At 50.8% G+C, this 23,520-nt stretch carries 13 protein-coding genes; 6 read left to right on the plus strand and 7 right to left on the minus strand.

Going from position 1 to position 23,520, the window contains the following annotated elements; all coding sequences use genetic code 11:
* The first annotated feature begins 54 nt into the window (after nucleotides 1-54).
* The 4 genes from GCU44_RS04650 to GCU44_RS04665 all read left to right on the plus strand — a co-directional run bounded on the left by GCU44_RS04650 (nucleotide 55) and on the right by GCU44_RS04665 (nucleotide 6,202).
* The gene (locus GCU44_RS04650) at nucleotides 55-1,668 is read left to right on the plus strand and encodes a phage tail sheath family protein (RefSeq protein WP_154854420.1); all 1,614 of its coding nucleotides are present in this window, start codon (nucleotides 55-57) and stop codon (nucleotides 1,666-1,668) included.
* A 192-nt stretch (nucleotides 1,669-1,860) separates the two neighbouring features.
* The gene (locus GCU44_RS04655; protein ID WP_154854422.1) at nucleotides 1,861-2,394 is read left to right on the plus strand and encodes a GRAM domain-containing protein; all 534 of its coding nucleotides are present in this window, start codon (nucleotides 1,861-1,863) and stop codon (nucleotides 2,392-2,394) included.
* Between the two features lie 761 nt (nucleotides 2,395-3,155).
* Nucleotides 3,156-4,604 (plus strand): arylsulfatase, encoded by a 1,449-nt coding sequence (locus GCU44_RS04660; protein WP_154854425.1) that lies wholly within the window; start codon nucleotides 3,156-3,158, stop codon nucleotides 4,602-4,604.
* A gap of 26 nt (nucleotides 4,605-4,630) precedes the next feature.
* Nucleotides 4,631-6,202, plus strand: a complete 1,572-nt coding sequence (locus GCU44_RS04665; RefSeq protein WP_154854426.1) for a sulfatase — start codon at nucleotides 4,631-4,633, stop codon at nucleotides 6,200-6,202.
* On the opposite strand, the gene GCU44_RS04670 is transcribed toward GCU44_RS04665, so the two are convergent.
* The 3 genes from GCU44_RS04670 to GCU44_RS04680 all read right to left on the minus strand — a co-directional run bounded on the left by GCU44_RS04670 (nucleotide 6,199) and on the right by GCU44_RS04680 (nucleotide 11,828).
* Nucleotides 6,199-7,968, minus strand: coding sequence for an SLC13 family permease (locus GCU44_RS04670; protein WP_154854429.1), 1,770 nt, complete (start codon nucleotides 7,966-7,968; stop codon nucleotides 6,199-6,201). The genes GCU44_RS04665 and GCU44_RS04670 overlap by 4 nt on opposite strands.
* Nucleotides 7,968-10,265 carry an acyl-CoA dehydrogenase family protein gene (locus GCU44_RS04675; RefSeq protein ID WP_154854432.1) on the minus strand — a complete coding sequence of 766 codons (2,298 nt, stop codon included), beginning with the start codon at nucleotides 10,263-10,265 and terminating at the stop codon, nucleotides 7,968-7,970. Before GCU44_RS04675 ends, GCU44_RS04670 begins: the two co-directional genes overlap by 1 nt.
* Before the next feature lie 132 nt (nucleotides 10,266-10,397).
* The gene (locus GCU44_RS04680) at nucleotides 10,398-11,828 is read right to left on the minus strand and encodes an alanine/glycine:cation symporter family protein (RefSeq protein ID WP_154854435.1); all 1,431 of its coding nucleotides are present in this window, start codon (nucleotides 11,826-11,828) and stop codon (nucleotides 10,398-10,400) included.
* Nucleotides 11,829-12,134: 306 nt separating this feature from the next.
* Here GCU44_RS04680 and GCU44_RS04685 point away from each other — a divergent pair, with 306 nt between their 5' ends.
* Together GCU44_RS04685 and GCU44_RS04690 are read left to right on the plus strand one after the other, a co-directional pair.
* Nucleotides 12,135-12,962, plus strand: coding sequence for a CvfB family protein (locus tag GCU44_RS04685; RefSeq protein WP_154854438.1), 828 nt, complete (start codon nucleotides 12,135-12,137; stop codon nucleotides 12,960-12,962).
* A 168-nt stretch (nucleotides 12,963-13,130) separates the two neighbouring features.
* Nucleotides 13,131-14,054 carry an ROK family protein gene (locus tag GCU44_RS04690; protein ID WP_092168603.1) on the plus strand — a complete coding sequence of 308 codons (924 nt, stop codon included), beginning with the start codon at nucleotides 13,131-13,133 and terminating at the stop codon, nucleotides 14,052-14,054.
* Here the strand turns inward: GCU44_RS04690 and GCU44_RS04695 are convergent.
* The 4 genes from GCU44_RS04695 to GCU44_RS04710 form a co-directional block, all read right to left on the minus strand.
* A complete protein-coding gene (locus tag GCU44_RS04695) occupies nucleotides 14,044-14,433 on the minus strand; it encodes a hypothetical protein (protein ID WP_154854440.1) in 390 nt (129 codons plus the stop codon). The two genes, GCU44_RS04690 and GCU44_RS04695, sit on opposite strands and share 11 nt — an antisense overlap.
* A gap of 78 nt (nucleotides 14,434-14,511) precedes the next feature.
* Entirely contained in the window at nucleotides 14,512-16,812 is a 2,301-nt protein-coding gene (locus tag GCU44_RS04700; protein ID WP_241684837.1) for a hypothetical protein, read from the minus strand.
* Nucleotides 16,796-20,749 (minus strand): heparinase II/III family protein, encoded by a 3,954-nt coding sequence (locus GCU44_RS04705; protein WP_154854443.1) that lies wholly within the window; start codon nucleotides 20,747-20,749, stop codon nucleotides 16,796-16,798. The genes GCU44_RS04700 and GCU44_RS04705 overlap by 17 nt, the downstream gene beginning before the upstream one ends.
* A gap of 198 nt (nucleotides 20,750-20,947) precedes the next feature.
* A complete protein-coding gene (locus GCU44_RS04710) occupies nucleotides 20,948-23,362 on the minus strand; it encodes a TonB-dependent receptor plug domain-containing protein (RefSeq protein WP_154854446.1) in 2,415 nt (804 codons plus the stop codon).
* Nucleotides 23,363-23,520 lie beyond the last annotated feature (158 nt).

A 23,520-nucleotide genomic window follows, 5' to 3' on the forward strand; every position in this document is an offset into this window, starting at 1 on the left:
CAGATTTCGCCTAATATTCCTTACCTTAATCCTCAGGCAACCGAAGATCCAACTATGGGAACAATCAAAAAACCAGGAATATATATCGAAGAAAAAAATGCCTTCCCTTCTTCGGTGGTGGAAGTACCAAGTGCGGTTCCGGCTTTTATCGGGTATACGGCCAAAAGCCCAGCAAACCAACACAGACGTATTACCTCATTTGCCGAATTTGAACAGTTTTTTGGTGGACCACCTTCCCGCCTGTTTCGGCTTTTTGGGCACAAAGAAGAATCGAGCCAATTGGAACCGGGAACGGCGGCTAAGGAAAGCACCAACAAAAAAGTAGTAGATGAACCGATTGGCGAAATTCATGGCTATAGCCTGACTAGGGTAGGACCGGAATACCGGCTCTACGCCGCCATGCGCTTGTTTTTCGGAAATGGTGGCGGTACCTGCCATGTTGTATCTGTTGGAAACTACAAGGATACAGAAAAGATTCAGGCAGCGAGCCTACTTGAAGGTCTGGAGGCGTTGGAAAAGGAAATGGAACCCACCCTGGTACTGGTTCCCGATGCCGTAGCGCTGGATACAGCCGAGGCATTTTACGGCGTTTGCCGCGAGGTAATTGCCCATTGCGCGCAGATGGGGAACCGTATGGCCATTTTGGATGTGTACCAGGGCTACAAAGCTTTGCAAAATCCCTGGGGCGGGAAGTCCGTTGTGGAATGGTTCCGCGAAGAGATCGGCACTGAATCACTCAGCTACGCCGCCGCCTATTATCCCTGGCTGGAAACAACGATCGTAAACGAATCGGATCTGTCCTTTCAAAATCTGACGGACGATAGCCTGGGCCGGCTGGTTGAAATGATCTGTGGGGAACTTTCCTTAGTCGATCACCCCGAAAATGAATCAAAAAGCGAAGCCCTACGAAAGGAGCGGATTTTATCTCTGGTAAAACAACTTCCCGATTATACATCAGCTGCCTTGAATAGCTGGGACGATAATCCCGATACTTCCGGTAAATTGTCTCCCGCTGACTTGCACCGCACGCTTTTGACGGTAAGTCATTCCTATAGCTCACTAATGGGATTGCTGCGAAAGTACCTCAATCAGCTACCTCCGGCGCCAGCAATGGCCGGGTTGTACACCTTGGTGGATTCCACGAGCGGGGTTTGGAAAGCCCCCGCCAACCTCTCCCTTAATTCCGTCATTGCCCCGTCGGTATCCATTTCCTCAGAAGAGCAGGAGTACCTAAATACCCCCTTGGATGGAAAAGCGGTCAATGCCATCCGCTCATTTGTGGGAGCAGGGGTGCTGGTTTGGGGCGCGCGCACGTTGAATGGAAACAGTACCGACTGGCGATACATTCCTGTGCGACGGACCGCGATGGTACTCGAACAATCGATGCTGTTTGCGGTCAAAGCCTATACCTTTGAACCCAATCAGGCTGCTACCTGGATCACTATCAAATCCATGCTGGAAAACTTCCTGACACAGCAATGGAAAACGGGCGCCCTGGCCGGTGCGCGTCCTGCGGATGCTTTCTCGGTACATATTGGTCTGGGGGAAACGATGACGGTAGAGGACATTCGGAACGGTATCCTGCGGGTAAGGGTTTTGGTAGCCCTGAGCCAACCCGCTGAGTTTATCGAAATATCCTTTGAACAACCCATGGAAAAGCATAACTAATTCCGAAAGTTGGATGGCCCCGGGTAGGATTTTCCGCTTCCTTGAGAATACAAAAATGGCAGGCCAAATGGAGTTGGAAGAAAGCGATGGAGGTAATTGCTACCGGCGCATGTGTGCAAGGCCATTTCAAGTCGGAGTCGGCCCAGGTGATGACCGCTAGAAAATGATTTTAACACCGCATTACAGATAAAAATGAGAACAGACTGGAAATACCGCCTGATGCTTGCTTTTCAAATGGGCGTGCTATACACCCTTGGAATTTGGGCAATGGACTATTTTTCGGGTGAAACCCGGTATTCGCCAGAGGGCTTACTGGTTCGGGGACTGTTTTTTGGTCTTTCCTTTGGTTTGGTATTCCCCTATATCTTTAATCGGCTGGGGGGAGCGGTGTTTAGCAAAATTGACGCGGGCATCCATCCGGTACTGGATCCGGGGGAAGAAATCCAGCGAGAAGCATCCGCCACCCTTTTCAAAGGCATGGAAGGAGTAGGAGGCAAACTGTTTTTAACTAACAAAAAACTTATTTTCAAGTCCCACGCGCTGAACATACAAAAAGGGCAAACGGATATTGACTATAAAACGATCTCCGGGGTTGAAAAAAGGGAGGCGAGAAAAAGGGGGTATCCCGGTATTCGCGTTCACACGAAAGCGGGTAGGGAATACCAAATAGTCGTGGAAGAAGCTGAGGATTTGATCGCAGATCTCAGCAAAAGGATTGTGGGATGATTCGTCCCCTTTCGTTTGATTGTAAGCAAATTTTATTAACTAATTTATCAATGATTAAACGAATTAAATAGATAGTTCACGGTTTTTCTTTTTACCTTTTCCCTATTGGTGAGCAACGAATGATGAACGGCAGTAATTGGATTCAGCGTGTATAATTGAACAAAATGACACCTATGGTTTGATTTTTTTTACCCTTGATTGCCAGATTATTCTCCCGATCCGCTCGGTAAAACAAACGGTTGCCTATTGGAATCTGGGTTTGAACCGGGTCCAGTAACTACCAATTTGTAAGGGATTAATTGGCCTACCTTTCATTTTTTAGGACTATTTCTCATGCTTTATGGAAATACTTCGACTGGTACGGCGTTTTTTATGCTTTGGGGGGGTAAAGCCACTTTATGCGGTAGCGGTGTTCTTTTTTGAGCGGTTCCATGGCCGTTTTTTTCCAAAATTAGGGGTGGATTCACAGAAAAGCGTACAGCGCTTATGCATACACCAATCAACATACATCGAGACACATGGCTGTCGTAAAAAAGCGAATGCGAAACAATGCTCCACCGGGCTTTCCCGAAGTAAGGTCGGTTTTTCAACGCGGGCTAATCGGTTACCAAATGCACCATTGCCCGCCAACGAGATACGGTTCCCACCGTTGTTGTGTATTTTTAGGCGGCCGCATGCAATTGCCGCCGGACGTTTTCCTTTTCTTTTTGTTGAAATTATTGGTAATTTGACCGCTGTACAATTTTCTAAAATAACCATCCATGCATCGTACCATTAGTTGCGGCCTTTTTGGCCTGGCTTTTTATGCCTGTTCCTCAGGTAATACCGATCAAACAGTTCAGACGGAGGGTCCGAAACCCAACATCGTATACATCCTGGCCGATGACCTGGGCTATGGGGATTTGGGATTTACCGGACAGGAATACATCAAGACGCCTAATCTCGATAAATTGGCCGAAACAGGAATGTTTTTCACCGACCATTATTCCGGATCTACGGTTTGCGCGCCTTCCCGAAGTACCCTCGTTTCGGGACTTCATACCGGCCACGCGCCGGTCCGGGGCAATTATGAAATTCAACCCGAAGGGCAATACCCTTTGCCTGATTCGGTTTTCACCATTTTCGAATCCTTAAAAGCGGCCGGGTACACCACCGGGGCCTTTGGCAAGTGGGGACTGGGGTATCCCGGTTCCGAGGGAGATCCCAATAATCAAGGGGTGGATGTGTTTTACGGGTACAATTGCCAGCGCATGGGGCACAATTATTACCCCTACCACCTTTGGCACAACCAGGATTCGGTGGTGCTTGAAGACAACGCCGGAACCAATCTCGGTGTTTACGGACCGGATTTGATTCACGAGCAGACCTTGAAGTTTATCGAGGATTACCAGGACCGGCCCTTCTTTCTCTATGTTCCCAGTATCATTCCCCATGCGGAATTGATTGCTCCGGAGGAGGAGATGGCAAAGCACCTGGGGCGGTTTGAGGAAACACCGTATAAAGGGGTGGATGAAGGGCCGACCTATAAAATCGGAGGCTACATGTCTCAGGACAATCCCCGGGCAGCTTTTGTGGCCATGGTGGAACTCTTGGACCGGCAGGTAGGAGAAATACTCGATAAACTGGAAGACTTGGGTTTGCGCGAAAACACCCTGGTGGTGTTCACTTCCGACAATGGCCCGCACCTCGAAGGGGGAGCGGATCCGGAATTCTTTGACAGCAACGGGCCGTACAGGGGACACAAGCGGGATTTGTACGAAGGAGGCATCCGGGTTCCCATGATTGCCAATTGGCCAGGAAAAATAGCACCGGGTAAAAGCGATCATCCCTCTGCGTTTTGGGACATGTTCGCTACGATCGGGGACCTTACCGGAGCGGAAGTACCCGCCACTACCGACGGTATTTCCTTTGCACCCACACTATTGGGTCAATCGGAGGAGCAAGCCCAACACGCGTACCTCTATTGGGAGTTTATCGAGCAGGGAGGTAAACAAGCCGTCCGACAGGGCAATTGGAAAGCGATCCGTGTTCGGTTGAATACCGATCCAAATCCACCCATAGAGTTGTACAACCTGGCCGAGGACCCCGGTGAGCAAACCGACCTGGCTGATCGCTATCCGGAACGGGTGGCGGAGCTAAAAGCCCTGATGGAGCGGAGTCACCGCCCCAACCCGGTATTCAAACTTTATGCCCAAGAAATCGAAAACTAGTCATCAATCCCCTTAGTATTTACCCCATGAAAAAAGCAACTGTTGTTCTTCCGATTGCGCTGCTGGTATCGGTTTTATTTGCTTGCAAGCAGGAAACGCAAATACCACCCAACGTACTTTTCATTTTAGTAGACGACCTGGGTTATGCGGATTTGGGTTTTTCCGGGTCTCCCTTTCATGAGACACCTCATCTGGATCAATTGGCCAGCGAAAGCGTTCAGTTTATTCATGGCTATTCGGGAAGCAGGGTATGCAGTCCGGCCCGGGCAACCATCATGACGGGTCAGTTTACCGCTAGTCACGGCATTACCGACTGGATCGGGGCAAAGACAGGAACCGATTGGCGAACCCATCAGCGACATGATCCCATGTTGCCGGCGGATTACCAGCACGAACTCTCAGCCGATGGGACCACCCTTGCGGAGGCGTTTAAACAAAACGGTTACCGTACCTTTTTTGCCGGAAAATGGCATTTGGGAGGGGAGGGGAGCTATCCGGAAGACCACGGTTTTGATGCGAACGTGGCGGGTTGGGACAAGGGCTCACCTGCCGGTGGCTTTTTTTCGCCCTATAACAATCCAAAAATCACGGATGGTCCGGATGGGGAGAACCTAACCCTTCGGCTGGGGCGTGAGGTTGCCGATTTCATTACGAACAGCAAAGAAGAACCCTTTTTCGCTTTTCTGTCCTTTTATGCCGTCCATGCACCCGTGCAAACCAGCAAGGATCGCTGGGAAAAATACCGGGATAAGGCCGAATCCATGGGGATTCGTGAAAAGGGATTTGAAATGGGTGAAAAATTACCTTTCCGGACGGTTCAGGACAATCCCAACTATGCCGGATTGGTGGCTTCTGTGGACGATGCTGTGGGGATCGTTCTGGATCGCTTACGGAGCCTGGGATTGGATGAGCGTACCATTGTGGTATTTACTTCGGACAATGGAGGAGTGGTGGCAGGTGACGCGTTCGCAACGACTAACCTTCTGGTAAAGGGTGGCAAGGGCCAGCACTGGGAAGGGGGGATTCGGGTGCCCTATTTGATCAAAGTCCCCGGCAAACCGGCCGGTAAGACGCTGAATTATCCGGTGGTGGGGGCTGATTTTTTTCCCACATTGGTAGACTTGGCAGGATTGAAAACGGATCCGGTCCAGGAAATCGAGGGGATGAGTTTGGTCCCGCTGCTGGATGGGGAAACTCCTTCAGCGCGCGCCATTTTCTGGCACTACCCCCATTATGGCAACCAGGGCGGCGTTCCTTCGGCCATGGTCCGAAGAGGCGATTGGAAGCTAATTCGCTATTTTGAGGACGGGCACGAGGAATTGTACCACATCCCCGATGATCCCTTCGAAACGCAGGAATTATCTCAGGAAAATCCAGCCGAACACGCAAGGCTAACCGCCCTGCTTAGCCGGTACCTGGAAAAAAAACAGGTGTCTCTGCCCGTTCCGGACCCCGAATTCGATCGGGAGCTGTACAACAAGCGGTTGGAAGAAATGGAGCAGGTGCTATTGCCCCGGCTGGAAAAACAGCGCCTGGATTTTCTCAAGGAGGATTGGGAACCCAATTCGGACTGGTGGGGTAGCATCACTACCGACTAAAGCGGCCAGAACCAAAGTATCAGGGGCACACCTACCACCATGACCAGCAGTGTCAGGGGAAGTCCGGGTTTCCAGTAATCTCCGAAGCGGTAGCCACCCGGACCCATCACCAGGGTGTTGGATTGGTGGCCAATAGGGGTAAGAAACGAGGCGGAGGCTCCGACTGCAATGCTCATCAAAAAGGGGTCTGCAGAGAGGGCGAGGCTTTCGGCAATTTTAAGGCCAATTGGCGCCATCAAAACAACGGTAGCCGCATTGTTTATGACGGCAGATAGCAGCATGGTCGTGAGCATGATGACAGGGAGCATGCTCCAGGCAGGGAAGCTATCGGAATAGATCAGCATGAGTTCGGTAACAGACGCTGCCCCTCCGCTGGTCTCAAAAGCCGTTCCTACCGGAATCATGGCTGCCAGCAAGACGATGACAGGCCAATCGATGCTGGTATAAAAGTCCTTTAGCGGAAGTATTTTGGAAAAAACCATCAGCATGGCCGCCAGGGTAAAAGCGATCGCTACCGGTAATAGTCCCGCGACAACGGAGATAATGGCCGCAACAAAAATACCCAGTGCGGGCAGGGATCGGTTGGGCTTGCCCAAGTCCAGGTTTCTTTTTGCCAAAGGCAGGCATTTCATCTCCTGAAAGATATCCGATAGCTGACTGCTTCGAAGCTGCAGCAACAAAACGTCCCCTGCACGAAATACTTCGTGATCGATTCGTTTGATTAGGGTTCGGTCACCCCGGGACAAGGCCAGCAGGTTTACATCGTATCGGGAACGCATGTGGATATTTGCTGCCGTTTGGCCCAGTAGGGGTGAGTTTTCCTGGATAATTCCTTCGGCCATGGTAATGTCTGACTCGTCGGTTACTTCGTCGGAAAAATCTTCGGTACCCACCAGTTTTAAGCCATGGGTCCCCAGGAATTCCTCCAGGTTTTCGGTATTGGATTCAAGAATGAGAATGTCGTTTTCCTCTAAAAGGAGGAAAGGTCCGGGGGCATGAATCCGTTCCTTATTTCGGATAATTGCCAGGACTTTCATGTCCTGCTCGTTTTCGTTGAGCAGTTGCCGAATATTTTCACCCTTCAGATCGGACTCTGGGGCTATGCGTACTTCCGTAATGTAGTTTTCAATGTTAAACAAGGATTCATCCGGATCGCTGGATTTTCTTCGGGGAATTAGTCTCCAGCCAACCAGTGCGATGAATACCACTCCCGCCAGTGCGATGCCGGCGCCTACCGGTGCAAAATCAAACAGGCCAAACGGTGCATCCCCGTTCTGGCTGCGGAAGGTCGCAATGATGATGTTTGGTGGTGTGCCAATAAGCGTGGTCAATCCACCCAATAGGGAGGCAAAGGCAAGGGGCATCAGCACCAGAGATGGGGAGAAGTTGTTTTTTCGGGAAATCTGAATGGCTACCGGCATAAACAAGGCCAGGGCGCCGATATTGTTCATAAAGCCCGAGGCCAAAGCCACTACACCTGCCATGACGGCTATTTGCAGGCTGATGATTTTGCCTACCTTTTCCATTAGCCGTACGACTACCTGAACAATCCCGGAATTCTCCAGGCTCTTGCTTACAATCAGCACCGCAGCCACTGTAATCACGGCGGGGTGGGCAAATCCGGAAAACGCGTCTTCGAAGGGTACCAGGCCCGTCACGGCAAGGGTTAGCAACGCCAGTAAAGCCACCAGGTCGTAGCGGATTTTTCCCCAAATAAACAAGATCAAGGAGATGCCCAGTACGGCGAAAACAATGAGCTCGTCCATTACAAGGCGATCGGAGCAGCCAGGCAGGCGTCTGGTATGGCGAATGCATTGACAAGGGGGACAGCATCCTTCCGGATTTCCCAACAGAGTTGGTTGACCATCTTTCGGATCGCCTTGGTCTTTACCCCCTCCATATAGCCTTGTTCCAGATACCAACCCTTATGGGTCTCAAGCTGGTACAGGGCAAATAAATTACACAACTTATTGAGTACCGTTTGGATGGCCGAGTCCGGGGTCTGCTTGACTTTTTGGATAAATTTTCCCAGGATCACCCGCTCAATATAGGCCTGCCCCACGTTTACCAGGTGATGCTGGGACACGTTTACGGCATCGAAGGGGTCCATGCCCTCGTCCATAAGGCGTTTCAATCGCCGGGCAGCGGCATCCAAAATGCTGTTTTCCCGGTATTCGAAAGCACTCAAATGGAAATCGGGATCCAGCAGGTGGTTTTCATCCGTATTCCGAATGATTAGCGGGTTTTTTTCGGTAATGGACGTTTTGGTTTTGGAAGCCACGTAGTTGATGATGGTAAACAAATTCATGTTCTCAAACTGCTCCTTATAGGCGCTTAGGCGGCTTTTCGCGACCAACTGCATGAGTACGGTATTGTCTCCTTCAAAAGTGGTATAAATATCGGTATCGTTCTTTAGGGCATCGATTCGGTTTTCGGACAAATACCCTTTTCCCCCACACGCCTCCCGGCATTCCTGCAGCGTAGCAGTAGTGTGCCAGGTCACGTAGGCTTTCATGCCGGCTGCCAGGGCCTCGATTTCCTGCATTTCCTCCTCCTGTCGCTTAAGAAACCGATTGGTGACGTATTCCATCGCAAAATGGCAGGCATAGGTTTTCGCCAGCAAGGGGATTAGCCGGCGCTGGTGCATGCGGTAATTGAGAATGGGGATTTCTTCGCCTCCCTCCGGGCCGAATTGTTTTCTCCGATCCCCGTACCGAATGGCGATCGTCAATCCGGATTTAGCTGCTGCCAGCGCCGAGCGGGGAATGCCAATTCTACCCCCAACGAGGGTGCCCAACATGGTAAAAAAACGCTTGTTATCACTGGCGATGGGACTTTGGAAGTTTCCTTGCGCATCTACCGAAGAAAAACGATCCAACATGTTTTCTTTAGGAATCACCACGTTGTCAAACGAAATCAAGCCGTTATCTACACCGTTTAGTCCCATTTTTCGACCACAGTCGGTGATGGTAATGCCAGGCAGGGTAGTGCCTGCTTCGTCCCGTAGTGGGACCAGGAAGGTACTTACGCCATAATCTTTCCCATCAATCAGGAGTTTGGCAAACACCGTAGCCATTCGGCCGTGAAGCGCAGCGTTGCCAATGTATTCCTTTCGGGCATCCCGGTGTGGCGTGTGGATCGTAAAGGTTTTACTTTCGTGATCGTAGCTTGCCCGGGTTTCAATTCCTTTCACGTTTGACCCATGATTGGTTTCCGTCATGGCGAAACAACCGGGAAGTTCCAGGGTGCCGATTGCTTTCAGGTACTTGTCGTGGTGTTTTTTGGTACCCAGGGACAGCACACTCATTCCCCAAAGGCCAAATTGCACCCCAAACTTGATGACCAGGCTCAGGTCCCGATAGCTCAATGTCTCCATCACGGTAAAATAGGCTTCCATGTCGTCCTTTCCCCCGTAGTCCGTCGGATAGCCAATGGACCCATAGCCTTTTTCCGCCAGCAGGCGACACCAGGTAAGCACTTGATTGCGGTATTTTTCCAGGTCATCCGGTTGAATGTAGGCAAAGTCCTCCGTAGCAAGGTACTGCTTGAGTGAATCGATCAAGGGTTTTCGTGGACCATCCAGTAGTTCCGTGAGTGCCTGAACGGCAAAGTCCTCCCGGGTTTCGTATTGGGTAGAAACATTGCTGTGGGAAGATTTAAAACTTAACGCCGCAGCTTGCCCGACGATTCCAAGGTCCTTTTCAAGTTGGGCCAATTCTTTTTCCGCCCGTTGCAGGGGAAAAGAATACAGGGCCTCCGGGCGCGCTTTTTTTAGCAGGTCGATGCCCAGGGATACAAGGTTGGGGTAGTTTTTGGATTCTTCAGTAGCCGCATGAACGGTCTCCCACCAAAATTCCATTTCTTCCCGTGTGGGAGGGGATTCTGGGTTAAGCTTCTCTTTGAGAAAGGATTTGTCTTCTTCGCTAAGCCAGTCTGCCTGGGACAGAAACTTTAAAAAAGGTTTGTTTTCCTGACCATCAATCAGGGTTTCGGACCACACCATGTACACCACCGGTAAGAGTACGAGAGCTCCGGGAGTAGGTAAGTTTAAGGTTTGTTGCATGCCTGAATCGTTTGTTGTCTGATAACGATTAAAAAGATAAGAAAATTATTCCATCCTTTGCGGGCTTGCCGGCAAAACTTAACGCTAATTACAGGGCAGGTAGGGCGCCTTTCCGGAGCAAGGCTCGTCTGTTTAGTCTATTTTGTCCCATTCTTCCGTATTTTTTAGGTCCAGGCTGTCGGAATTAAAGGTGGGGTCCAGGCCTTTTTTCCGTTGCTCCACGTAGTCCTTCAAGGCATCCATGGCAGGCTTTCGTAAAAGGAAAATGGCAATGATGTTTAGCCAGGCCATCATGCCCACGCCAATATCTCCCAGTGTCCAGGCCAGTGCGGCTGTACGGATCGTCCCATAGAAGGTGGCTATTAAAATCAGGGCACGCAGCAAAAAAAACGGCCACTGTCGGTGTTGGTCCCGCTGAAGAAAACTTAAATTGGTTTCTGCAATATAATAATAAGCCATGATCGTGGTAAAGGCGAAAAATGTCAGGGAAACGGCAATAAAACCCGGGCCCAGGTTCGGAAAATGCTCGCTAATGGCAAACTGGGTAAACTCGGGTCCAATAGGGACTCCCGGAAGATTTTCCACAATGAACCCTCCTTCCGGGTCGACCACATTGTACTGCCCCGTAAACAGGATCATAAAAGCGGTCGCGGTACAAATGAACAAGGTGTCCACATAGACCGAAAAGGCCTGAACCAGGCCCTGTTTTACCGGATGGCTTACTTCGGCGGCTGCTGCAGCATGGGGTGCGGTTCCCTGCCCTGCTTCGTTGCTGTAGATGCCTCGTTTGATCCCCCAGGAAATGGCCATCCCAAATATCCCGCCAAAGGTGGATTCCATATTGAAAGCCGAACTGACGATTAACCGGATGACCCCCGGGATTTCCGTGATGTTAAGTACCATGATAATCACCGCCATCAGAATGTAGGCCGCAGCCATAAAAGGCACCACAATCTGCGCCACCTTACCGATTCGCTTCACGCCACCGAATATGATCAGCGCCAGAAAAAAACAAATTACCAGTCCGGTTATCCAGGTGGGAACCTGAAATGCATTTTCCACGCTAAGCGCAATGCTGTTGCTTTGTACACCGGGTAAGAAAAAGGCCGTACTGAGGATGGTTGCGAAGGCAAACAGCATGGCGTACCACCGGATGCCCAATCCTTTTTCTATGTAGAAAGCAGGCCCGCCACGGTATTGTCCCCCCTTTATCTCCTTGAATAGCTGTCCCAGCGTGGCTTCGATAAAGGCAGAGGCACTCCCCAGAAAGGCAATGATCCACATCCAGAAAATGGCTCCAGGGCCTCCCATGGCAATTGCCGTAGCTACACCCGCAATGTTTCCCGTTCCCACTCTTCCGGAAATGGCAATGGCAAAGGCCTGGAAGGAGCTGACCCCCTTGTCGGAGGACTCTCCTCCAAACAGAAGTTTGATCATTTCCCGAAAATACCGGACCTGTAGAAATTTGGTAACAATGGAGAAATAGATCCCGGCACCCAAACAAAGGACGATCAAGGCATTGCTCCAGATAATATCGTTGATGGCGTAAATAATCGATTCCATGGAAAAGGTTGGCTTTGGTCAAATGGTGTATGGAACACAAAGAAAACCAAAATAAGTTTACATTTGGTTTTGCCGTCAAAAATTATCGACCTTTTATAAAAATTGGGTGCCTTTTTCTGCAGCGTGTGCATTTTGGATGCCGATTTTACTGTTTTATTCGTTTTTTGCAGTTTTTAGGCACCATCTGGAAATGAGGTGGTAGCACTGGTCTCTTCAATCACCGATTTCAGCCCGCCGGAATTCCGTAAAATCACTACATTTGTGTCGTATTGCACGGAACGTGTCCGTCCTGTAACCACACATTGCATGAAAGAATTAGGAGTAATCAGCACCCTTCCCATCAACCGGTTTACGGAAAACGGCGCGTATTTGCAGCTGAGTGATTCCGGCGAAGTACTGCTGCCAAAGCGTTACCTCAAGGGGGAGGAAAAAGAAGGAGACCCGGTGGAGGTCTTTGTGTATACCGATAGCGAAGACCGTCCGGTGGCCGTAACCGATCGTCCAGTGGCCCTACTGGATCAGTTTGCCGTGATGGAAGTCAAGGATTTGACGGCGATTGGTGCCTTTTTGGATTGGGGACTGGAGAAGGACCTTTTCCTCCCAACTTCCGAAATGCGGGAGAAAGTGGGGAAAGGGGATCGGGTATTGGCCATGGTTTGCCTGGACCACCGGACCAATCGACTCGTGGGGGTATCCAAATACGAAGATTTTCTACTATCCGATACCAGTGGGTTTCAGGTGGGACAGGAAGTGGAGGCACTGGTTTTTGATCGGACGGCGCTCGGCTACAAGGTCTTAATACAGGACTTTTACGAAGGGCTGATTTACGAAAACGAGGTTTTTACACCGGTCCAAATCGGAGAGTCGGTTCGGGCATTTATTAAGAAATTACGGGAAGATGGTAAGATCGACGTACAACTAACACCGGTAGGGCGACAGAAATACGAAGAGGGTGCAGATTTTATTCTTCGGAGGGTACAGGAAAATGGTTTCTTGCCCTTGTCGGACAAGTCCGATCCCGAGCAGATTCGAAACGAATTGGGTATGAGTAAAAAGCAGTTTAAACAGTGCATAGGCCAACTTTACAAAAAGAAAATGATAGTAATCAAAGAAGACGGGATTTATTCGGTTTGAAACCCACACCGGGTTTATTTTTTCCATTCCTGGCCTTGTTTCGAGAATTTCACGGAAAAACCATTATTTTTACCCGTCGACTTGCGCGGTCATTTTGGCTGGGAGGTGGAAGCTTGTACGTTCCCTTGCAGGTCTTAACAATTAACACATACTTGATTCGCAGATACTATGGATAAAAAAACGGAAAACTTTTTGGGTATAGACGTAGGGGGTACGCATGTAAAAATTGGGCTGGTTGATACGAAAGGCCAGATTCTTCAGTTTGCAAAAGAAATTACCGCTTCCCTTCGAGAGAACCCATTGGGTTTTAACCTGGCTTTCGTTGAGGTGGTGGGAAAATACCTCGCTAAGTTCCCCGAAGTACAACACGTTGGAATCGGCCTGCCGGGATTGGTAAGCAAGGACCGCACGACAACGCTTGAAATACCGGCCATTTCCGAGTTAAACGGATTTGATCTCAAAAGCGCCCTACTAGAAAAATATCCGAATACCATCTTCCACCTGGAAAACGATGCCAGTGCGGCAGCGGTAGGAGAGCTGCATTTCGGAACAGGACAGACCTCGCAGGACTACTTGTTTATCACCCTGGGAACAGGAATTGGAAGTGCACTGATTTTGGATGGGGAAGTATTTAAAGGCGTTCGCGGAAATGCGATGGAAATGGGGCACATGCTTTCCAGGGGAAATAGTCGTTTGGAACCATTAATCGGACGAAATGGGATACTGAAAATTGCCGCACGCATGATGGATACATTCCCGGAGGAAGTAGGCCAACTAGCCGGACAGGAATTGGGCATGCATGTGTTGGTGGGAGCCGCCTCAGCGGGCAATTCGATCGCACTGAAAACCTTCGCTGAAGTAGGGGAGATCCTTGGAGAAGCCATCGTATCCACGGTTCGCATACTGGATGTAAACGAGATTTATTTTGGAGGTGGCATCTCTGCAGCCCTGCCTTACATTATGCCTTCTCTGGACAAAACGGTGCACCAGTATTTGAGTCCGTATTACCTCTCTGATATTAAGATGCAGCGGGCTACCCTCGAAAACGATGCCGGAACGCTTGGAGCAGCCGCTCTTTGCTTTATGGATTGAGATAGGTAATCGTTACTTCACTCACCTTGCTTACCGCATTGAGACGAAAAAGGACCTTCAAAGGTTCTTTTTCTGGTTTTACCCCACACTCATCCGACGGTTCTAAAAAGTAAACGAAGAAACTCTGGCTTTTGTCTACCAACACAACCCGGTCCGGCCGACCAAATGTCTTGATGAGTTCCTGGTTGTAACTGGCCAGAAAGCTGTTCTTTAGTTCCCGCAACTCCTCCAGGTCCTGGATGCGCAAGCCCAGGCAGCCGTTGCGGTCCTTTTTCCAGTTAGAAATATCAATGGAACCGGTATCGAGCTTGCTGGTACACGAAACCCCGAGTAATAGCAGGCAAAAGATAAAAAAGACAGGCAGCGTTCCGTTTTTCATGGGTGTGATTTGACGGTGATCGTGATCAGGAACCCAAATTTACCCGGATTGTTTGACTTAGACCTACGAAGTGAGGAATTATTCTTGCAAACGATGGTTTATCTGAAGCGGCTGGTAGGCGGAGAGTTTGTAGGTCTTTCCCCGGTACTCCAGATCCACCTCCCGGTCCGTTTCCACGGCCTGAACGAGGCCATTCTCCATTTGCAGGACAAATAGGCAGGATTTGTCGAAAACTACCTCGGATTCGCCATCCCCGTCCAGGTCCAGGGATTTCCCCTCTCCCCCGGCCAGCTTTTCTCCGATGTAATGGGATGCTCCAACACTGGCCAGCGGTGTTTCAAACCCGCCTCCCGTCCATCGAAATCCCCTCCTCAGGGCAGTAGCTTCCAGCTCCCCGGATTTTCTCGGGTACACCAATAGGTCGGTAGATGGCTCGCTCGTTTCAAACCGTACCGGTTGCAGCCAACCATAGGTGCTTTGTATGGCTGTAGCACCGGTATCGATGCGTACCTGCTCGTTTAAGGCGATGAAGTATTGCCGATCTCCCTGATCCGTATACCCGGTATGGGCCATTTCGTTGGTAATTTGGGTAGAGAGGGGACGTCCGTCGTTTTCAAGCAGTGGGACTGTAAGGCCAAAGGGAATATCCTGGGCACTTTTCAGCCGGGTTACCAGCATGTCTGGAGTCAGGATAAATTCCTGACTAAAAAACGGCCCCCCTCTTCCGGTCACGTAGCTGTAGTGAATGGTGAATCGCACCAACAAGGGGTGGACGAAGTGAATTTCTGCTTCTCCCTGGTAATTGGCGGGCAGGTCAGCGATCCGTACCCAGTGCTCGTTTTCCATCCATTCCGGACCAAAGGAGATTCCGGATTGCGGACGGTACCGATCCACCCGGTCGCCACTGCCAGTAACCAGGTCAACCGTGTTGCCTCTTTTCAGCTCATGCTCGCCATCGGCAGGGCCCAGCCTTCCGTCCCAGCCTTCCCGGATCATGCGCACGGTACCCAGTGGAGTCCAACTCAGGCCGTACTTTGGTACGCTTGCACCCCGGAGGTTTACCATCACCTGGAAGCCCCCTGCGTTGGCAAAAAAGGCTCCGAACCGATCATCTATTTCAAACGCATACCCACCCAGTTCGGCAGGTGCCGGCTTTTCCGGGATGGCTGATTTCCTGCTCAGGTAGGCTTCTGCCAGGTGCTGCACGATGGCTCCGCTGTAGTTACCCCATTGACTGGCCGGCTGGTATCCGATTCGATCTCCGGGCTCAAACCAATTTTTGGTAATGAAAAAAGAACCGGCCCAGGGATCCGCTGTGCGCTGCCAGCGCAGAATGCTCCGAAAAGCCAGATTGGCCGCCCGCCGGTATTGACCGGCCAGGTAGTGGTTTCCCTGTTTCCAGGCGTCTTCTGCCAATACATCAAATGCCAATTGGTACAATACGTCGTTAAAAATGTGGTTATCTGTCCGCCCATTGGGGGGAGCCTGCCCATCCGGGGCCTGCAAAAACAGGCTTGTGTGCGTCCCGTTTTTCACCGCAGACAGGATTTCCCCGGAGGAAGGGCCGTCGTATCCCTCCATCGCCAAGGCAAGGAGGTTGCCCCTGCCTACCGCTTCTACCGCAAGAGATTGGGGGTCACTGCTCCAGTCCTGGTAGAGATTGTATCGGTCGTTTACGATTCGGATCCGTTGGCTGTACTCTTTCCATGCTTTTTCGATAAATTTGGTAGCGCCTGCTTTTTCACGCAGCCCTTTACCTGCCCGGCTCCATTCGCCCTTCATGGCGTAGGTACGCCAATTGTTGATCCGCCCGTCGAAATTCTGCATGACTGCGGAAAGAGGCGTTTTCATTCGTTGCGTCCAGCGGTCGTGCCGGGCGTTGTCCACATGGTCCTCATAAAGTTCCAGCGCATGCGTTAACGGACTAATAAAAAATTCCCCGTGCTCATCCGGTATGGATTTCGTTCCGTTCGAAAAATTCAGGGTGCTGTGCTCCATCGCCAGGATTCCGGCTTCCTTTAGCTCGTTTCCAGCCCCGGCATCCAATAAAACCCCGACGGCAAATGCGAAATAAGGGGTAGCATATTGGTGCTCCCGCTTCAGGTAGGGGTCAATGATGGCACCAGAGGCATCCTGTTGTGCCGCCATCACCCTGCACGTAGCTTCAATCACGCGTAATAGGTCCTCGTTTGCTACCCCGCTTTCCTGCCATCCGGCCTGGGTAAGGTGAAAGGGAAGGTGCGGAGGGAGCTGAGCCAGCACCGGTAATGCGGTCCCTAAACTACCCACCAGCAGCAGGATACGAAGAGAGAAGCGTATCAGAAATGGAGCAAAGGTACATACAGAATTCATGGAGTGCCGTTCATTTTGGTAATTCATACGTAATGGTTTCTTCAGTGCCCTGATAATTGACTGTCAGGCGTATTTTCCGGGAACCGATTGCGGGATTTCCCTGAATATGGGCAGATACTTCGGGAAGTTCCTCCCGAAAGGGGAGTAGCAATGTGAGAAAGCGCGTTCCTTTGGACCGGTTTTTCAGTTCCTTTTGGAAGGAAAATGCCGTTCGAGGTTCTTTTTTGGTGTAAACAAACGATACCTGACCCTCCGCTTCTTCCAGGCTCAGTGCTTGCTGTTGCAGGGACTGTACGTGTAAATTGTACCCGGTGTCAAATTGTGTGGTCGCTGCCAGATTTTCCTTGTCCAACCTTGCCGGTCCGGGGGCCAATTGAAAATTTAGGTCCAGTGTACCGCTCGCCTTTCCAATGGCCTCATCGATTAGGATAAAAAAGGAATGATCAAAAAAGATGACAGCGCGTCGATGAGCGAGGCCCTCGTAATTTTGGTTTTCTACGACCAGTACATCGTGTTTCGTACCGGGTTGCCACAGCAGCAAGCGTGGAGCATAGGCAATGTTTTCGCCGTCGAGGGTAAGGGTTTGGTGTACCCGGCTTTGGCGGAACCAGGCCCTTCCCTCCGGGTCGCCACTGTAGATAAAACTCCCCGAGTCTGGTGTCAGGTTTCTTCCACCTACATACAATTCGAAGGTGCCATTATCGGGTTGGCTGTGTCCTCCACCGTCGGGGCCGCATTTCAGGACCAGGCAGGTAGCCATTGGGTCCCAACTGTTTCGCATGGAGTATAGTCCACTGTTCGGATAGGCAAAGGCCAGGCTATCAGGTTTTTCTCCTTGTTTTTCCCCGGTGGCCACATACAAAAAGTCAGGCCGGTCAAAAAGTTTCGCCCATTCGATCAATCGTGGGTAATATTGCCCCGGTTTGCCTGTCCAGGCGTCGCCAAACTGTGGCGTGGTACCGTCCGGAAAGGCAAGTTTCACGGGCACTTCGGCCATTTTCTCGATCATAGACAGGTAATCATCCGTAAACAAGTGGCTTTTCCCATTCATTTCAGCCATAGCATACGTTCGTAAAAACCACCCGATACTGCCCATATGGTAGCCAAAGGCGAGTTCCCGCTGATGCCCGTCTGCATATACCTGGTTATGAATTTCTGCATTGAGGCGGCGAATCGCCTCCGTCAACCACTCGTCCGCCTCTTTAAATTCGGGGAAGTTCATTGCAATAAATGCCAATCCCTCCGCTTCCATCAAGGCCCAGTTGCTTCCCTGGCTGTATTTGCTCATGAGGAAATCGGCGTGTTCGTGCAAGGCCGCCAAAAAACTGACCAGTGCTTCCGGTGTAAAGGAGGGGGCCTCGATAAAATAGTGAAAAAGCTGCGTCCAACGGTGACCTCGTATCCCCGTTTCTATGGATCTCCAGGCGTAGCGATGATCTTCGTCTCTCGGGTTTTTTTCTATCCAGTCCATCAGTTGACGTGCCCATTCCCGGGCATATTTCTCCTCTCCAGTTTGCCTATAGGCCTTACCCATGGCATCCCAAAATGTCATTCGGTTCAACTGCCAGACCCATTCGTTGTCGGGAACCGGTCTGCTGGCCCAATCGATGTCCTCCCCGACGAAAAAGGGAGGATAGGCAGGCTGCCCTACCATGCGGTGTTCCAGCGCATTCCGGGCTATTTCCAGTTCTTTCTCCGTTGCCAGGTTTATAGGATCGGTGCGTAATTGACGGCGAAGCGGATGGTTTACCTGGGTTCTCTCCCGAAAATGGTACACCATGCGGCGGGCGGCCAGAAGTGGATTACCGGCCTGCTGTATGCCACCTGCCCAGGGACTTGATTCGAAATCCATCAGGGTACGTACCTTTTCAAAGTTTCGGTGAAAAGCCTTCGTGGATTTTCCATGGCGTAAGTCGCCTTTATTGTCCACCGACAAATTGTATCCCATGGTTCCCTGATTCCACTCGGAAACCTGGCTGCCCTTTTCGCCATTGTTGCGAAAGATGTTGTTTTTTGCCTTTAGGTTCCGTACGCCTTCCAGCCAATTGTCTGAAAACAATCCGTGTCGGTCGTTTCCTTCCAGCAGGTTGTTTTCGACCAGCAGGTTGCCGCTTTCGGTAAGGTGGATGCCATGCAGTTTGTTTCTGGAGGATTCGTTGCCTTCCATCACAATGGCTTCCCCATATGACAGGTGGATGCCACTGCCCCAGGGAGCGTTGGAAAAGCGACCCTTGCTGATAGTTGCGTTCTTGATCCGCGAGAGGTGGAGGTTGTGATGCAGTCCCTTTCCGGGGACTACATTGGATCCATTATCGCTGAAGTCACAGCGGATGATTTCCAAATTTTCGGCACCCCGGATGGAAACACCGTGTTTGGTAAAGTTTCGAACGGTAACCTGCTCCAGTCGGATGTTTTGAAGTTGACCCTCGGTATCGGCAGAAAAAACCAACCCTTCCCTTCGCAAGGCGGACTGTTGCGCACGTTGACGCCGCCCTTGATTGGGATCCGTGCCAGGATCTACCGATTCCGCGCCCTCGATCAACAGGTGACGGATGACCACGTCTTGTATCTCCGGATCGCTGTTACCGATCGTCAATCCTGCTTTTCCTGCTTCCATCATCAACACAGTGGCCGCTCCCTTGCCTTCCAAATGTACACCGCCGGGAATCAGCAAGGTTTCCTCCACTTGGTATATTCCTTCCTGCAACCAAACTTTCCTGCCTGTACCGGAAGTTTGCTCAAGTGCCCGTTGGATAGACTCGCCGGGCTTTACGATCAGATCTCCCTCGTTCGGATTCCATTCCGGGTTTTCCTGTGCTCCGGTCTGCGGTCGGGCGTTTGCCAATGGGGGACTAGCCCAATCGGTAGGTGCTGCCGGAGCTGGGGCTCGGTGAGCTACCAGAAAATACCAGGAGGAAGCAGGTCGGGTGTGCTGAATCGCCCGCTCGGTATAGGGCATTTGCAAATTTTTTAGTTCGGTGTAGTGTTGGTACACAGATTCGTAAATGTCGCGGAATTCTCCCCTTCCTCTGGGAGAAATCGTTCCGTATATGGACACTTCTTCCCCCAGCATGTATTTTGCGGTGTATTCGAAACCAAGTGCGAGTCGCTGCTCCGCTACCTGGTAAAAATCCATCCCTTGTGTCCAGGCTACCTGTGCCGCCTTGGCCAATTCCCCAAGCCCCAATTGCACGTGAGGCCAATCCCGTGTCGATTCCTGCACCTGTCCGTTGGGGTAGATGTATTTGGTAATGCCTCCATTATTTGGTCCCCAGTAAAACCGCTCGACGGCGCGTTGAAAAAGCGCTGGTCGGTCCGTGAAAATGCCGATACAAAGCATGGTGTTGATCATGGCGGCATCCCAGTTGCCGTTCGCCTCTGTGAAAAAGTCGTGGATATATGGATAGTACACGGTGAGCATCATCCGTTCGAAATCTTTCTGATCTTCGTCTTTCCAGCCATCGTAGGTATGCTTAATGAGTTCAGCAGCATTGAGGAAATGTTGTCCAGTTAGGGCGACAAGTAGTTTGGCATCGTTGTCATCGAAATCCCACAATCTTTCGGACCAGGCAGCCAGGATAGAAATGGTCTTTTCTGCGTGGGCCCGATTTTCGGTAACGAACCACAACAAGGCATGCCGGTAGGCTTCCAGCGCACTGGCGGACAACTCCCGATGCCCCTTCCCCTGCCTTCCATACGATCCCCTCACGACATGGGTAAAAGGTTGCGGCTGAAAATCCAAAGAAGCCTCCTGTTTCAAGCGCTCAAAAGCGGCTTGCCAGTCCGGATCGCCAGAGGCGATTTTGGCCTTCATGTAGTCTAAGTCCTCCTGATTTTGTAGTAAGCCCGGATGGATAAATTGGCGGGGAAAAACCAAAGGTGGTGCGGTAGCTTCGGTCTGGCAAACCGAGGGAAGCGTGGGCAAGAGCAACAAAAATAAAAATGCAGCACGTTTTATTCTCATCCGTACATTGGGTTTAAGGTCAATTCAACAACCTAAAGTAAGGAGTTCGCATCAGAAATGCTAAAAATCAACCCTTCATAGGAGTCAATCGATTGCCTGTTCCCGAATTGATTGCTCCTCCCTTGCTGGATTTTAGGGTATCGCAAATTGACCTCTAGAATAAACCCAGAACGGCTACTCCCGTTTGAACCGTGCTGTCTAATAGACCTCTAGCAGCAGTTCTGCCTCACCGACTTTTCCTTTTCCGGAAATACCTTCTGCTACCACCCGGTACAAACTACTTCTGTCCGCTGTATAGAACCGGAGGGTAGCGGTACCGTTTTCGTCGGTTTTGACCGTTGGATTCCAGTAGATGGTGCTACGCAGGTCGGAAACTGTCGGCTGGGAATTCTCTCCATACCTGGGAGAATAAAACTGTCTTGTTTTGCTGAAACCGCCGACCCGTTGAACGATGATGTGATCGCCGGTTTCCGGTTCTTGCATCTCTGTTGGTCCTCTATGGGTGAAGAGAGCGATCACTCCACCGCCGCCTCTGCCACCGTAGATGGCAGTGTTGCCCGGACTTTTCAGGATTTCTACCCGGCTGATATCAAATTGACTGATGCTCTGCAGCATGCTTTCATCCACCGGCACGCCGTCCAATAGGTAGAGGGGAGTTCCTTGTCCCCGTATGACGGCCCGGAATTGGTTTGGGCCGGAACGCAGCACTTGTAATCCTGCGACCCTTCCCTGCAAAGCTTCCAGGATGTTTCCGGATGGGGAAACCGGCAATTGGCCGGACTCAAGCACCACATCCGCATCGCGGTGTAGGGTAAATGGCCTGGAAATCTCTGCCCGACCTTCTACAACTACCTCTTCCAGCAGAACTTCACCCAATTCAAGACCGCCGATTTCGTTTTCCATACCCTGAAAGAGGGGTGTGCCTGGTGCCCGTTTTTGCCGGTTTAGTTGTTCCGCGGAGGGGCCCAGGTAATCGGACCGAATCTGGGGAATAAAGGGTTTCTGATCAATGGTGACGTTTACATTGCGGGTTCTCCCGCGTGCGTCGTTTCCCTGTATCAATACATCAATGGAATCCCTGAAATAGAAACCTTCGAACACAAAATTCCCCTTTTCATCGGTTTCGGTGGTTAAAAAAGTCTGGTACTTATCCTTAAGGAATAGCACAGCGTCCCCGTTTTCGATGGCGCTCCCGTTGTCGGTTGCCAGATTTCCGCTAATTCGAATATCCAGCTCGGGTGCGTGGGAAATGGCAGGAAAATCATTTTCCACGATCTCTTTCCAGGTAAACTTTCGCCAACCCTGCGTCATCATTAGTAGGTCCAGGGCTTCCCGACGGTTTTGCTTGCTGGCGTCAAAATAGTACCCGGGGGATTCGATTTGCCCGCGTAGGTCGGAGGAGAGCAGCAGGTAGGATTCGATGTTTGTGGCATGGGCATCCTTGCCGGCCAATTGGTCGTCGGTGACGGCTAGCGAAAACTCGGCTTCGACGGGATTGCCCTGCTGATCACGTGCCTCAATTTCAAGCAGCACCTCCTCACGGCTTTCAAACTGTTCTTGGTTGGCACGAATCCGTACATTTAGTTGGTCCTCATGGTGGACAAATACCAGCCGTTCAGCCAGCGGTTCCCCGGTAGCTTTTGCCAGCGTAAGGCGTACGATGCCCGTGGGAAAAGCCGACTTGGGAATTTCCAGGATTTTTTTTTCGTATGGGGACAGGTGAAACTCCCGGGAGTAGTGCAGGTGTTCCCGGGCGATCCCGGTAAGCAAGACGTTTTCACCGCCGGGCTTATTGGTGGAGGTGGTAATGGTTATCAGTTCTCCCTCGGATTGAATGCCCATTCCGTACCCCAGTCCGGCAACATCCGGAAGGAGGTATTCCTGTGAAACGCCGTTTTCAAATTCAACGTGGGCAACATAGGTTTTCGAACTGTCGGGAGTCAAGGTAAAATACCCCATTCCGGCATGACTTGTCCGGATATCACCTAATGTTGATCCGGAATCATCGTATACCGCACCCGTTACGGGTAACCCTAGCCCATTGCCTCCGGTAGCTTTAAAGGCCACTTTTCCGGAAATTCCGTGAACCATTTCTCCTCCCTCAGGAAAGAACTGAAAATCCGGACTACCAGGGTCTCCTGCATCAGGGGAGGCAGCCGATGCATCGGGCGACCAGATGTACAGGTCTTTTTTGAAAAAATTTTCCTCGCCAAAGTTTTTCATCCAATTGGTGTACGCAACCAGGGTGTATTTGCCTTCCGGCAAGTCGGCAGGAATCGACAAATCTCCCGGTGTACCCCCCGCTGCCGCATCCAACCGGAGTTTTTTTACCAACCCGTTGTTTTCGTCGAGCAAGTCGACGTAGAGGATGTTACTTTTGGTACCGGGCGTTAAATCCGAGGCATGTACCAGGTACCCTTTGAGCCAAATGATCTCTCCTGCCATGTAATAAGGTTTATCCAGGTGCAGGTAAACCTTTTCGGGAGCGTAGTTGATTCTCCAAACCGAGAGGTTGGTTTCAATTTTTTCCAGAATAGGGTTGGTAAGAAATATCCACGCCGATAGAGCCAAAAAAACAAAAATACATACGACTACTGTCTTTAGGAGGTTCATTGGTCTCGAAATTTTGGTGATGAAATCCGCTACTAGGTGCAAGCCGGGTAAGGCCAGCAAGCATTATACTTCGAAATGCAACCAAACCTACCTCAATTATTGGGCCATAGGTACTCATTTTTTCGTGTATCATTCACCGGCTGCTACTTCCGGCCCGT

Source organism: Cyclobacterium xiamenense (assembly GCF_009467825.1).
GTDB classification, from domain to species: domain Bacteria; phylum Bacteroidota; class Bacteroidia; order Cytophagales; family Cyclobacteriaceae; genus Cyclobacterium; species Cyclobacterium xiamenense.

Bases quoted from the DNA above. Each gene is read 5' to 3' on its own strand.
- GCU44_RS04650 (WP_154854420.1), top strand. From the start codon at position 55: ATGGGAACAATCAAAAAACCAGGAATATATATCGAAGAAAAAAATGCC.
- GCU44_RS04655 (WP_154854422.1), top strand. From the start codon at position 1,861: ATGAGAACAGACTGGAAATACCGCCTGATGCTTGCTTTTCAAATGGGC.
- GCU44_RS04660 (WP_154854425.1), top strand. From the start codon at position 3,156: ATGCATCGTACCATTAGTTGCGGCCTTTTTGGCCTGGCTTTTTATGCC.
- GCU44_RS04665 (WP_154854426.1), top strand. From the start codon at position 4,631: ATGAAAAAAGCAACTGTTGTTCTTCCGATTGCGCTGCTGGTATCGGTT.
- GCU44_RS04670 (WP_154854429.1), bottom strand. From the start codon at position 7,968: ATGGACGAGCTCATTGTTTTCGCCGTACTGGGCATCTCCTTGATCTTG.
- GCU44_RS04675 (WP_154854432.1), bottom strand. From the start codon at position 10,265: ATGCAACAAACCTTAAACTTACCTACTCCCGGAGCTCTCGTACTCTTA.
- GCU44_RS04680 (WP_154854435.1), bottom strand. From the start codon at position 11,828: ATGGAATCGATTATTTACGCCATCAACGATATTATCTGGAGCAATGCC.
- GCU44_RS04685 (WP_154854438.1), top strand. From the start codon at position 12,135: ATGAAAGAATTAGGAGTAATCAGCACCCTTCCCATCAACCGGTTTACG.
- GCU44_RS04690 (WP_092168603.1), top strand. From the start codon at position 13,131: ATGGATAAAAAAACGGAAAACTTTTTGGGTATAGACGTAGGGGGTACG.
- GCU44_RS04695 (WP_154854440.1), bottom strand. From the start codon at position 14,433: ATGAAAAACGGAACGCTGCCTGTCTTTTTTATCTTTTGCCTGCTATTA.
- GCU44_RS04700 (WP_241684837.1), bottom strand. From the start codon at position 16,812: ATGAATTACCAAAATGAACGGCACTCCATGAATTCTGTATGTACCTTT.
- GCU44_RS04705 (WP_154854443.1), bottom strand. From the start codon at position 20,749: ATGAGAATAAAACGTGCTGCATTTTTATTTTTGTTGCTCTTGCCCACG.
- GCU44_RS04710 (WP_154854446.1), bottom strand. From the start codon at position 23,362: ATGAACCTCCTAAAGACAGTAGTCGTATGTATTTTTGTTTTTTTGGCT.